Raw genomic sequence first — 11,824 nt, forward strand, 5'->3', positions numbered from 1 at the left:
CCAAACGGGGGGAAGGCGGGCCGGCGAGCCGCCGATCATGGTGTTTCGCGGTCAGGCCAACCCCTAAGCCGCGCCAGCGGGCGTAGCACGGCGAACACCGCAACCACCCACCAAGAAGGATGAACAAGCCGGGGACGGCCCGGCCGGAGCCCGAGGCCCCGCCGGAGGCCCTCGCCGGAGGCGCAGCAGTAACCGCAACCAAAGGCGAGCTGCCCATCGCCCACTGGGCGGTGCGTTGGGGCTTGGTCCGCGGACCTGGCAGCGGAGGTCGGGGGTTTCGGCGAGCCCTGCGAGCCGCCGGCCGGAGCGGTGCCCGCGGGAGCGAACGGTCCGCAGCTGGCGCGGACGGGGGCAAATTTGCCTCTGTAACAGAGTGGGCCCCGCGAAACGTCGCGGGGCCCTACTCGGCTGGCTGTTACTCGGACTCGGCCAGGATGGCGTAGAGCTTGCGCTTGGTCTCGTTGAGCACCTCGAGCGCGCGCTGGCGCTGCTCGGGCGTGCCGTTGAAGCCGACCTGGCGCAGCGCGTTCATGATCCCGAAGGCGGCGTCGCGGAAGTCCTGCGCCTGCGACACGGTGTCGTCGGCGAACTCCTGCCACGGCGGCGCCTCGGCCGCGCGGGTGGCCTCTTCGCGGCCGGCCTCGGTGAGTGCGAAGCGCTTGCGGCCCTCGCCGGTCTCGGCGACGATCAGGCCCTCGTCCTCCAGCAGCTGGAGCGTCGGGTAGATCGAGCCGGGGCTCGGGCGCCAGATGCCGCCGGTGCGGGTCTCCAGCTCGCGGATCATCTCGTAGCCGTGCATCGGGCGCTCGGCCAGCAGGGCGAGCACGGCCGCCCTGACGTTTTGACGGCGACCGCCGCGGCCCCGGCCGCCGTGCCGGTGGCCGTGCTCGTGGCCCCAGCCACCGCCCCAGCCCGCGCCGCCGCCGAACCCGAACCCGCGCATGCGGGCCTCGTGCATGTCTTGGAAGCCTCTGCGGAATCCCATGGTGTCCCCCTCTGGTGGATCTTCCGTTCTGTCGTTGATACGTTGACGATATATCGGTAACCTATCGTCGACAAGGGGAAGCGGGGAGGTTGTGACGTGGACGACGAGCTCACCGGCCTGGAGCACCTGCTACTCGCGGGCTGGCGCCGGCGCATGGATCCCTCGGACGCGCGGTCGCGCGCGGCCTGCCTGCTCATCCGGCTCGGCCTGGGCGAGGTCGCCCACCAGCCGGTGCGGACGTACGGCGCCGAGGCGCGCCGCCGCCTGGACGAGGCACTGTGCCTGATGTGCGAAGAGCCCGGCCGGTCCAACGGGGGGACCGGCCGGGCCGCGACGCTACCGGCTCAGGCGGTGCCGAGCACCGACAGGCCGGGCAGCGCCCTGTCGCTGTAGTCGAAGAGTGCCTGGTTTTCCCAGCCGTTGCCGGACGACGGGTTGGTCGGGTCCCACCCGTTGCCGTTGACCGCGGTCCACGTCGGCTCCCAGTAGAAGACGCCGAGGCCGCGGCCGTTGGGCACCGCCTTGACCGCGTTGATCACGGCCCGCAGCGCGTCCGCCTGGCCCTGCGCGGTCGCGGGGTAGCCGCCGGCCTGCTGGAGCGAGGAGTTGAAGATGTTCGGCTCGCTGTCTTCCTGGGCGAGCGTGAAGCCGTACGCCGTCTCGGCCACCACGATCGGCCTGCCGTAGCGGGAGGCGAGGTCGTTGATGTTGGCCTGGAGGCTGGAGACCGAGCCGTGCCAGTAGATGTAATGCGAAACCCCGATCACGTCGAACGGCACGCCGCGGCTGGTCGCCTGGTCGAACCACCACCGGTGCTGGGTGTTGTTGCCGCCCTCGGCGAGGTGCAGCATCACCTGGGTCGAGGAGTTGACCGCCTTGACCGCGTTGCTGCCGGCGGTGAGCAGGGAGGCGAGGTTGGCCCAGTTGTTCGAGCGGCCGTCCGGCCACAGCATGCCGTCGTTGATCTCGTTGCCCACCTGCACCATGTCGGCCGTCGTGCCCTGGGCCTTGAGCGCGTTGAGCACGTCGTACGTGTGGTCGTAGACCGCCTGCCGCAGCGCGGTGAACGACAGCGACGCCCACGCGGCCGGCTTGTTCTGCTTGCCCGGGTCGGCCCACGAGTCCGAGTAGTGGAAGTCGACGAGCAGCTTCATGCCCTGGCCCTTGATGCGGCTGGCCATGGTGAGCACGCGGGCCTTGTTGTTGTACCCGTCGGCCGGGTTGACCCACACCTTGAGCCGCCCGTAGTTGGCGCCGCCGGAGCGGAGGATGGCGAGCGCGTCGCGCTGGGTGCCGCCGCTGTCCCGGTACACGCCGCCGCGGTCCTCGCTCTTCTTCAGCGTGGACACGTCGACACCGCGGATCTGGATGGTGCCGCTGGTCGAGCCGCCCGCGAAGCTTGCGTCGTCGAAGCTGGCCCAGTTGCCCGCGTTGGCGTTGGAGAAGAGGCTCACCGTGCACTGTCCATTCGAGACGGTGGTGGTCACCGAGATCTGCGTCCACGCGTCGGTGGTGGGCACCGACGCCCGCTGCTCGGCGCCGCCGCAGTTCTTGAGAGCGAGGTACGCGGCGTTCTGCCCGCCGCCGGAACGTACCCACACCCGCGCGGTGTACGAGCCGTTGCTCAGCCCGGTCAGCGTCTGGGTCGTCTCCCACTGGTACGCGCCGGACGCCCAGTGGGTGAGCCGGAGTCCGGAGCGCCCGCCGGATTCGGTGTAGCCACTGCCGGACCACCCGCTGAGTCCCGACTCGAAGCCGGTGTTGGTCAGTGTGGTCGCCGCCGAGGCGGGCGCCGCCGGGACCAAGAGCAGGGCGGCGGCCGCCAGCATGACGAGGCGTCTCATCAGAACCTCCCGAAGACCTTCAGGGCCGGCAGTGCGCGGCCCGAGTAGTCGAAGACCGCCTGGTTTTCCCAGCCGTCACCGGAGGTCGGGTCGGCCGGGTCCCAGCCCGCGCCGTCCACCGCCGTCCAGGTCGGCTCCCAGTAGACGACGCCGAGCGTGCCCGGCACCGCCGCCACCACGTTGAACATGTCGCGCAGCGCGTCGGCCTGGCCTTGCGGCGTCGCGGGGTAGCCGCCGGCCTGCTCCAGCGCGGCGTTGAAGATGTTGGCCTCGTGGTCGTTCTCTTCGAGCGTGAAGCCGTACGCCGTCTCCACCAACGCGATCGGCTTGCCGTAGCGGGTGGACAGGTCGAAGAGGTTGGCCTGGAGCGCGCCGAGCGGCCCGTGCCAGTAGACGTAGTGCGAAAGCCCGATGACGTCGAACGGGACGCCGCGCGCGATCGCGTTGTCGAACCACCACACGTGGCCGCCGTTGTTGCCGCCCTCGGCGAGGTGGAGCACGACCTTTGTGGACGGTGAGGCCGCCTTGACCGCGTTGCTGCCGGCGGTGAGGAGGGCGGCGAGGCCGTCCCAGTTGTCCCAGCGGCCGTCCGGCCACAGTAGACCGCCGTTGATCTCGTTGCCCACCTGTGCCATGTCGGCCGGGGTGCCCTGCTGGCGCAGCGCGGAGATGACGTCGTAGGTGTGGTCGTACAGCGCCTGCCGCAGCCCGTCGAACGGCAGGTCCGCCCACGCCGCGGGCTTGTTCTGCTTGCCCGGGTCGGCCCACGCGTCGGAGTAGTGGAAGTCGATCAGCAGCCGCATGCCCCGCGCCTTCGCCCGCTTGGCCATCGCGAGCACCCGCGCCTTGCTGTTGTAGCCGTCCGCCGGGTCCACCCAGACCTTGAGGCGGGCCAGGTTGACGCCGTTGTCGCGGAGGATCCGGACGGCGTCGCCGGGCCTGCCGCGGTGGTCGCGGTAGACGGCGCCGTAGTCTTCGTTCTTGGTCAGGTGGGAGATGTCGGCGCCCTTGATCCGCACCGGGTCGAGCGCGCCGCGCGCCAGCGTGACGTCGTCGACGTGCGCCCAGCCGCTCGCCGCGGTGAGGCGGATCTGGCACCGCCCCGAGGTCACCCGCGCGTCGACCGCCACCTGCACCCACAGTTCGGGGCCGGTGCGGGGGACAGCCACGTCGCGGCCGGGCCCGCCGCAGTCGAGGCTCACCGCCGCGGCGCCGCCGCCGCGGACCCAGGCCCTCAGCGTGTACGTGCCGCGGGCCAGCCCGGACACCCGCTGCGTGGCCTCCGCCGGGCCGGGCCCGTGCAGCGACGCGGGAGCCAGGCCCGCTCCGGCTGAGGGAGGCTCAGCGGCGGCGGAGAGCGTGAGGCGGGCGGTGCCGGTGTGCCCGCCCTCTTCGGCCGAGGCGGCGCCGGCGGTGGCCCAGCCGGCGAGTCCGTCCTCGAAACCCGCGTTGCGCACGCCGCCTCCGGAGGCTCGTGCCGGAACATTCCCCAGGAACCCGCCGACAAGGGCGGCGGATACCGCGACCGCGACCAGCCGGAACAATCTCATAGCCAGCCTCCTGTGAGCGCTCACAGTCATTTGAAATGGAGTTATGTCCGTAACATAGCCGTCATACTGTGAGCGCTTACAGCGACCACTGTCAAGGTCTGGGGCGCCTGCGACAGGCGGTGCTGCATTTGCCTCATATCCGGCGGGTTCCTTGGGCGCCCGTTGCATATAGGCTGGCAGATGTGCTGACGGTTCCCGTGCGGCAGCTCGGCGAGACCGAGCGCGGTGCGGTCGAGCGGATCCTCGACCTTGATCCGTTCGGTGCTGCCCAGGTCACGGAGCGGGTCGCCACCCACGGGCTGTCATGGTGGCGCGCCGACGGGCGCATTTTCGGCTACGGGTCGCGCCGCCACCTCGAGTCGCTGTGCTGGTTCGGCGGCCACCTCACGCCCGTCCTCGCCACGCCGGCGGCGGTCACCGCGTTCGCCGAGATGATCCTTTCCGAAGATCGCGGGTGCTCCTCGATCGTGGGGCGGGCCGACGCGGTGCTCGGGCTGTGGGAGCGCCTCCAGCCACACTGGGGGCCGGCCCGCGATGTCCGGCCCTACCAGCCGCTGCTCGTCGCGGACGCCCCGCCCGCCCTTCCGGCCGACCCCGGTGTGCGACTCGTCCGCCCTGACGAGATCGACCTGCTCTTCCCGGCCGCCGTCGCGATGTACAACGAGGAGGTCGGCGTCTCGCCTCTGGCCGACGACGGTGGGCGCGGATACCGGCGGAGGGTCGCGGAGCTCGTGCGCGCCCGCCGGGCGTACGCGCGGGTCCTGGGTGGCGAGGTGATCTTCAAGGCCGAGCTCGCGGTCGTCACCCGGCACACCACGCAGGTGCAGGGGGTCTGGGTGGCGCCGGAGTGGCGCGGCCGAGGCCTGGCCGGGCCCGCGATGGCCGCGGTGGTGCGCGACGCGCTGCGGCGGGTGGCGCCGACGGTGAGCCTCTACGTCAACGGCCACAACGAGCGGGCCCGTCGCGTCTACACGAGGTGCGGCTTCCGGCCGGCCGGCGAGTTCGCGACCGTCCTGTTCTAGGCCCGTATGGGCGGCTTACCGCCCAGTATCTGGGAGAATGACAGGCGTTTTCAGCAAGGGGTCAACACTCTGCGCTTTCACTTGCCTACGCTACGTAACGACCGACCGCGATGCAGGTTACGGCCAGTGGGGTGAGCACCGCGATGGGGCGGATCGTGAAGCAGGTCTCCGAGGGGACCACGAAGTATTACTGGTACCCGGGTGACAAGAAGGAGTGGATCCGCGCCGCTGTGGCACTCGGCATCGGGCTGGCCGCGTTCGGCCTGCTGATGCTCCTCACCCGAAACATCCTGCTGGCGGCCGTGGTGGGCACCTCGGTCACCGCGCTGGTCGCCGGCCTCAACTTCGGCCGCCGCGACGCCCGCGCCCTGGCCGGCTTTCCGGACCTCGGCGACCGCGCCGCCCGGCGGGCGGTGGCGGGGCACGCGGGCAAGGCGGTGTGGCGGGCGTTCGCACACGGCCTGGGCGGTGCCGCCGCGGCCGTGCTGATCCTGAACCTCCCGCACGCGGGCGTGGTCGCCGACTGGGTGCTCCCGGTGGTGCCGGCGGTGGTGGGGGCGCTCGCCCACCAGGCCGGGATGCTCTACGAGCGGCTGACCGCGTCGGCTTCGACGGCGGGCCCGGCGGCGGCGCCGGCCAAGCCCGAACCCGCGCTTCAGGCGGCCGGCAAATAGCGGGGTTTCGAATACCTCGGTGACCGAGGTATTTTGGGAGGCGTGGACACCAAGGTCGCCAGTGAGCTGATGCAGGTGCTCGCCGGGATGCGGCGGGTCGTCCGCCGGCGTCTGGCCGCCTCGCGACCGCCCCGGCTGCCGTCCGCGCAGGTCGACCTGCTGATCGCGGTCGAGGAGGAGCCTGGCATCGGCATCGCGGCCGCCGCCCGCGTGCTCCACCTGGCGGACAACTCGGTGAGCGGTCTCGTCAACGTGCTCGTGGACGCCGGCTTGCTTACGCGCGAGACCGATCCCGCCGATCGCCGGGCGGCGCGGCTCTTCCTCACCGGTGCCGCGCGCGAGCGCCTCGCCGGGTGGCGCGACGCCAGGGCCGAGCTGGTGGGGCGGGCGCTGGAGCGGCTGGACGAGACCGACCGCGAGACGGTCGCGGCCGCGCTGCCCGCACTGCGGCGGCTGCTCGACGAGATGCGGCAGGAGGAGGGGGCGGCATGAGCGCGAGTGCTTCGGGTTCGATGAGTGCGAAGACCACGCCGTTGGCGGCGGAAGGCGGCATGACGGCGGCGGTGAGCGTGCGCGGCCTGCGATACGCGTTCGGCGACACGGTGGCGGTCGACGGCATCGACCTCGACGTCGAGCCCGGAGAGATCTTCGGCCTCCTCGGCCCCAACGGAGCTGGCAAGACCACCACCATCCGCGCGATCACCACGCTGCTGCCGGTGCCGCGTGACACGGTCTCGGTCTTCGGCATCGACGTGCGGCGCCGGCGCATCGCGGTGCGGCGCCTCCTCGGGTACGTGCCGCAGCTCCTCTCCGCCGACGGCGCGCTGACCGGCCGGGAAAACGTGAGCCTCTTCGCCCGGCTCTACGACGTGCCGCGCCGCGAGCGGGCCACCCGCGTCGACGCGGCGATCGCCGCCATGGGCCTGACCGAGGCGGCCGATCGGCCCGCCGGCACATACTCGGGTGGCATGATCCGCCGCCTGGAGCTGGCGCAGGCCCTCGTGAGCGCGCCGCGGCTGCTGGTGCTCGACGAGCCCACGATCGGCCTCGACCCGGTCGCGCGCTCCGGCGTGTGGGAGCGGATAGCGCAGGTGCGCCAGGAGACGGGCATGACCGTGCTGGTCACCACCCACTACATGGACGAGGCGCAGCATTCGTGCGACCGCGTCGCGCTCATGCACCGCGGCCACATCCGGGCCGTGGGCAGCCCGGCTGAGCTGATCGCCAGCCTGGGCGCCGCCGGCCCAGCCAGCCTCGACGACGTTTTCCGGGTGTACGCGGGGGACGACTGGGACGAAGAGACGAAGGGACTCCGCAATGTCCGCCAGACTCGACGCACCGCCGCTCGCCTCGGTTGACACCTGGGGCGGCGGCCTCCGCATGCTCTTCGCCCGGGTTGGCGCGATGTGCCTCGTCGAGCTCCAGAAGATGCGGCGAGACAAGGCGGAGCTGCTCTTCCGTGCCGTGCAGCCGGCGCTGTGGCTGCTGGTCTTCGGCGTCACGTTCACGAAGATCAAGGCCATCCCCACCGGCGACGTGCCCTACCTCGACTACCTCACGCCCGGCGTCATCGCGCAGTCCGCGCTGTTCATCTCGATCTTCTACGGCATCCAGATCATCTGGGACCGCGACGCCGGCATCCTCGCCAAGCTGATGGTGACACCGACCCCGCGGGCGGCGCTGGTGACCGGCAAGGCCTTCGCCGCCGGCATGCGGGCGCTCAGCCAGGTGCTGGTCGTGCTGGTGCTTTCCGCCATCCTCGGCGTGACGCTGACCCACAACCCGCTGAAGCTGCTCGGCGTGGTGGCGGCGGTGCTGCTCGGCTCGGCGTTCTTCTGCTGCCTGTCCATCATCATCGCCGGCCTCGTGCTCTCCCGCGACCGCATGATGGGCATAGGCCAGGCCATCATGATGCCGCTCTTCTTCGCCTCTAACGCCCTCTACCCGGTCGCCCTCATGCCCGGCTGGCTCCAGGCGATCAACCACGCCAACCCGCTCAGCTATCAGGTCGAGGCGCTGCGCGGCCTGCTGATCGGCTCACCCGCGCGGCTCTGGCTCGACTACACCGTGCTGGTCGGGGCGGCGGCGCTGGCGATCGGTGTGGCGAGCGCGCTGCTGAGCCGCCTGGCGAAGTAGCGCGGGTGGGGCTTGCCGAGCGGAGGTGGCAGCGCGGGTCGGGGTTTCGGCGAGCGCCCCGCGCGAGCCGCCGACCCGCGCGGTCTCCGGCGGGAGCGACGGTCAGCAGCTGACGCGGCTCGGGAAATCCGCTCTTACGGCCCGAAGGGCGTGGGTCAGGCTGTCGTCGCGGCTGGCTTTGCCGTGGTGCGGGCGCCGGCGGCGATCGGGCGGAGCACGCGGGTCAGCTTTGCCGACAGGTCGTCGAGCGAGTCGTAGAAGATGACCTTGTCGCGGTCGTGGGCCTGGTGGATCGGGGTGCCGCGCTCGGCGACGAGCACCACCCGCCTATTGAGCGCCTGGGCCAGACCCACCTCGTAGTAGCAGCTCGGCCGCTCCAGCGTCAGGTCGGCCAGCACCACCCGGGCACGCCGCAGGTCGCGGCGGGCGTGGTCGAGGTCGAACGGCACCTGCGCGTGCAGCCGGTCGGCGGGCAGCAGCGTCGCCAGGCCCACGGCGGCGGTCGCCCGCTCGATGGCGGCGCGGCGGCGCTCGTAGGCGGGGTCGGACCCGACCGGCATGATCACGTAGACCATGGGTGTCACGGCGTGCCCCCTTCGTCGGCGTCGACGCCGCTGAACGGCGAGATCTGGTCGAACACAGCCTCGTGGCTGATCGCCCCGAACGTCACCGCCACCACCAGGATCGTCGCGAAGAGCACCCGGAACGCCCTCGGAATGAAGTATTCAGCACCCGAGGAGCTGAGCGCCAAGGTGTGGCGCAGCCGCCCCGTCGGCACCTTGCTGACCGCCTGCTGGTCCTGGAGGTCTTCCCACTCGCGCTCGAACGGCCGGTAGGACCGCGCGGCGGACGGACCGTTGGGCCCGTCGAAGACGATCAGCGGAGCCATCTCGTTGAGGATGCGGAACTTCGCCGCGTTGAGCGACTTGAAGTCACTGATCTGCTGGATCCAGTACGTGCACAGCAGGATCGCCGCCACCGACAGCACGACCACGCCGCAGAGGCCGACCAGCACATACGACGGGCGGGACGTGGACCAGGTGAGCACCGCCCCGATCGCGAGGAGGGTGGCGACCAGGATCGAGTAGTTCCACCGATTGAGCGCGAGCCGCCGGTCGGTCACCCGCTCGGTGGTCGCGTGATAAAGGCGAAACTCCTCGAACGAAACCGGCTCCGGCGGCACCGGCTGCTGCGTCATCGGCGGCCCTCCCTGCGCACCCGACCCTACCCGCCGGGTGTGACAGCCAGCTCCGCCTTGATCACCAAGTCACCGTCTGGACGGGGAAGCCTTCGTAGCGGTCAGGGTGAAGCGTCACGATGGGATGCCCCGTGGCGAGAGCCTGCGACACGGCATGGATGCCGGCCCAGTCAAGCGGCTGGTCGATGCTCAGGGCGGCATCCAGCCCGGCGTCGCGGACAAGCGTAGGGACCGCGACCGTGCCTGGCGGGGCAGTCGCGACGAGATCGGCCACGTGCTCGGCGATCGAGCGGCGCGCGGTGGTCGCCTCCGTGAGGCAGAGGGCTGGCACGTCGAGCACCGGCCCGCCGGTCGCCGCGCGATGGATCATGCGGGACAGCTCGCGCCGTTGGTGCTCAGCGCCCGTGCCGCCGAGACCCGCCACCAGCGCGAGATCATCGAGAATGTAACCGGTCACGATGGCTCGGCCATGTGCGCGGCAAGCGCCTCCGCCGCGATGGCGAACAGCACCTGCCGCGGGTCGCGCTCGTCGTCCACGCCACGGAGACCGTTTGCGGCCTCCTGAATGGCGGCTGCCACGGGCTTGGGCGAGGGGTAGCACCCGGTCGTGTCGCGCACCCAGGCCAGCGCGTCGACCTGCGCCTCGATCACGTCGACAACCCGGCAGGCCGCCGCATCGGGTGTGCCGAAGACCTCGTCTATCCATGCGTGTAGGTCTGCGGGGGCCAATCTGGTTGTTGGCATGTCGTGAGGCTAGAACTACCGTCCGACACTCGCAGCCCCGTAAACGCCGATCAAGGAATGGGGAGCTTGAATTACCGATGGGGGTGCGCTTGCCACGCACCCCTTGTCGACCAACCAGCGCAGCCCCTTGGCAGTACGCGGGCTGGGACTTCTCTCATCGGCTTCCGCTTTTCCAGCGGCTTGGTGTTCATCCTTTCCCGAGCGGGCTTCGCGTACGTCCGCCAGGTGGCGTATTCACGTCGGGTGCAAGTTGCGCGTTGGCGGACGGTTGAGCCGGGGCGACCGGCCGCCGCCGGGCGACGATCGACAGCACCACCGCGGCCGCCGTGAAGACCGCGGCCACCCAGAACGCCCGTGCCATACCGGCCACCCCGTCCGTCGATGCGACCGCGACGAGTACTGCCAGGCCGAGTGCTCCGCCGACCTGCTGCATCGCGTTGAGGAGGCTGGCCGCGGCGCCCGAGTCCGACGGCGCGACACCGCCGAGGATCGCGGTCGTGAGCGGCGCGAAGAGCAGGCCGGCGCCGAGTCCGAAGAGGAGCACCGGGCCGAGGACACCGGCGGCGTAGCCGGTCTCCGGGCCGATCTGCGCCACCCACACCAGGCCGGCGGTGGTGATCGAGGCGCCGGTGGCGGCGAGCCCGGTCGTGCCGAACCGCGGGATCAGCCGCGCGGCCAGCGTCGAGGAGGCGAGCACCAGCAGGGTCAGCGGCAGGAACGCGAAGCCGGTGCGCAGCGCGCTGTACCCGTGTCCCTGCTGGAGGAACTGGGTAAGGAAGAAGAACATGCCGAACATGGCTGCGGGGAAGACGAGCATCGTCGCGAACCCGGCCGCGCGCGTGCGGTCGGCGAGCAGGCGCAGCGGCAGGATCGGCTGGCTCGCGCGGGCCTCGCGCACCACGAACCCGGCCAGCAGCAGCGCGGCGACACCCAGCGCGGCCAGGGCCAGCGGGTCGCGCCAGCCCTCGGCGGAGGCGCGGATCAGCCCGTACACGAGGCCGGTCATGCCCGCCGTGGAGGTGAGCGCGCCGGCGAGGTCGAAGTGGCCGGGGCGGCGTGGCGTCTCGCGGATGGCGGCCGGGGCGGCGAGCACCACGGCGGCGGCGACCGGCACGTTGATGAAGAGCACCCACCGCCAGGAGGCCCAGTCGCTGAGCAGGCCGCCCACGATGAGGCCGACCGCGCCGCCGGCCGCCGCGACGGCGGTGTAGACGCCGATCGCGCGGGTGCGTGGCGCGCCCTCGGCGAAGTTGGCCGGGATGAGCGCGAGGGCGCTCGGCGCGGCGAGCGCGGCACCCACGCCCTGGGCGGTGCGCGCGGCGAGCAGAAACCACTCGGCCTCGGCGAGCCCGCCGGCGAGCGAGGCGAGGCCGAAGAGGGCGATGCCGGCGACGAACACCCGTCGCTGGCCGAGGATGTCGCCGGCTCGGCCGCCGAGCAGGAGGAGGCCGCCGAAGGCCAGCGTGTACGCGTTGACCACCCACGACAGCCCGGCCGTCGAGAAGCCGAGGTCGGCCTGGATCTTGGGTAGGGCTACGTAGACGACCGTGCCGTCCAGCACGACCATCAGCTGGCAGGCGGCGATGATGGCGAGCGCGGCGAAGGACCGTGGCACACGCATGAGGTGGTACCCCCGTAGTGAGTTAAGCTGAGGCTGCCTCAAGAAACATA

The 11,824-nt window shown here is 71.4% G+C and carries 14 protein-coding genes; 6 read left to right on the forward strand and 8 right to left on the reverse strand.

Annotated features, from left to right (window positions below; genetic code table 11):
• Positions 1 to 415 precede the first annotated feature (415 nt).
• Positions 416 to 985: a PadR family transcriptional regulator gene (locus tag AC5L36_RS20835; RefSeq protein ID WP_441215302.1), complete on the reverse strand. Its 570-nt coding sequence runs from the start codon at positions 983 to 985 to the stop codon at positions 416 to 418.
• Between the two features lie 96 nt (positions 986 to 1,081).
• On the opposite strand from AC5L36_RS20835, the gene AC5L36_RS20840 reads away from it, so the two are divergent.
• Positions 1,082 to 1,378 carry a P-loop NTPase family protein gene (locus AC5L36_RS20840; RefSeq protein WP_441215303.1) on the forward strand — a complete coding sequence of 99 codons (297 nt, stop codon included), beginning with the start codon at positions 1,082 to 1,084 and terminating at the stop codon, positions 1,376 to 1,378.
• Here the strand turns inward: AC5L36_RS20840 and AC5L36_RS20845 are convergent.
• Positions 1,330 to 2,829, reverse strand: coding sequence for a glycoside hydrolase family 53 protein (locus AC5L36_RS20845; protein WP_441215304.1), 1,500 nt, complete (start codon positions 2,827 to 2,829; stop codon positions 1,330 to 1,332). The two genes, AC5L36_RS20840 and AC5L36_RS20845, sit on opposite strands and share 49 nt — an antisense overlap.
• Positions 2,829 to 4,379, reverse strand: a complete 1,551-nt coding sequence (locus AC5L36_RS20850) for a glycoside hydrolase family 53 protein (RefSeq protein WP_441215305.1) — start codon at positions 4,377 to 4,379, stop codon at positions 2,829 to 2,831. Before AC5L36_RS20850 ends, AC5L36_RS20845 begins: the two co-directional genes overlap by 1 nt.
• 182 nt (positions 4,380 to 4,561) lie before the next feature.
• On the opposite strand from AC5L36_RS20850, the gene AC5L36_RS20855 reads away from it, so the two are divergent.
• The 5 genes from AC5L36_RS20855 (at position 4,562) to AC5L36_RS20875 (ending at position 8,211) form a co-directional block, all read left to right on the forward strand.
• On the forward strand, positions 4,562 to 5,401 hold the full coding sequence (locus tag AC5L36_RS20855; RefSeq protein ID WP_441215306.1) for a GNAT family N-acetyltransferase: 840 nt from the start codon (positions 4,562 to 4,564) through the stop codon (positions 5,399 to 5,401).
• Between the two features lie 131 nt (positions 5,402 to 5,532).
• Positions 5,533 to 6,075 (forward strand): hypothetical protein, encoded by a 543-nt coding sequence (locus AC5L36_RS20860; protein ID WP_441215307.1) that lies wholly within the window; start codon positions 5,533 to 5,535, stop codon positions 6,073 to 6,075.
• 42 nt (positions 6,076 to 6,117) lie between these two features.
• Positions 6,118 to 6,567 (forward strand): MarR family winged helix-turn-helix transcriptional regulator, encoded by a 450-nt coding sequence (locus AC5L36_RS20865; RefSeq protein ID WP_441215308.1) that lies wholly within the window; start codon positions 6,118 to 6,120, stop codon positions 6,565 to 6,567.
• Positions 6,564 to 7,433 (forward strand): ABC transporter ATP-binding protein, encoded by an 870-nt coding sequence (locus AC5L36_RS20870; protein WP_441215309.1) that lies wholly within the window; start codon positions 6,564 to 6,566, stop codon positions 7,431 to 7,433. The genes AC5L36_RS20865 and AC5L36_RS20870 overlap by 4 nt, the downstream gene beginning before the upstream one ends.
• The gene (locus tag AC5L36_RS20875) at positions 7,393 to 8,211 is read left to right on the forward strand and encodes an ABC transporter permease (RefSeq protein WP_441215310.1); all 819 of its coding nucleotides are present in this window, start codon (positions 7,393 to 7,395) and stop codon (positions 8,209 to 8,211) included. The genes AC5L36_RS20870 and AC5L36_RS20875 overlap by 41 nt, the downstream gene beginning before the upstream one ends.
• 155 nt (positions 8,212 to 8,366) lie before the next feature.
• On the opposite strand, the gene AC5L36_RS20880 is transcribed toward AC5L36_RS20875, so the two are convergent.
• The 5 genes from AC5L36_RS20880 to AC5L36_RS20900 all read right to left on the reverse strand — a co-directional run bounded on the left by AC5L36_RS20880 (position 8,367) and on the right by AC5L36_RS20900 (position 11,774).
• A complete protein-coding gene (locus tag AC5L36_RS20880) occupies positions 8,367 to 8,795 on the reverse strand; it encodes a hypothetical protein (protein ID WP_441215311.1) in 429 nt (142 codons plus the stop codon).
• Complete coding sequence (locus tag AC5L36_RS20885; protein WP_441215312.1) at positions 8,792 to 9,409, reverse strand: RipA family octameric membrane protein; 618 nt, start codon at positions 9,407 to 9,409, stop codon at positions 8,792 to 8,794. Before AC5L36_RS20885 ends, AC5L36_RS20880 begins: the two co-directional genes overlap by 4 nt.
• Positions 9,410 to 9,470: 61 nt before the next feature.
• On the reverse strand, positions 9,471 to 9,866 hold the full coding sequence (locus tag AC5L36_RS20890) for a hypothetical protein (protein WP_441215313.1): 396 nt from the start codon (positions 9,864 to 9,866) through the stop codon (positions 9,471 to 9,473).
• Positions 9,863 to 10,153: a hypothetical protein gene (locus tag AC5L36_RS20895; RefSeq protein WP_441215314.1), complete on the reverse strand. Its 291-nt coding sequence runs from the start codon at positions 10,151 to 10,153 to the stop codon at positions 9,863 to 9,865. The genes AC5L36_RS20890 and AC5L36_RS20895 overlap by 4 nt, the downstream gene beginning before the upstream one ends.
• Before the next feature lie 187 nt (positions 10,154 to 10,340).
• A complete protein-coding gene (locus tag AC5L36_RS20900; RefSeq protein WP_441215315.1) occupies positions 10,341 to 11,774 on the reverse strand; it encodes an MFS transporter in 1,434 nt (477 codons plus the stop codon).
• Positions 11,775 to 11,824: the final 50 nt, after the last annotated feature.

Source organism: Phytohabitans sp. LZ39 (genome assembly GCF_059359075.1).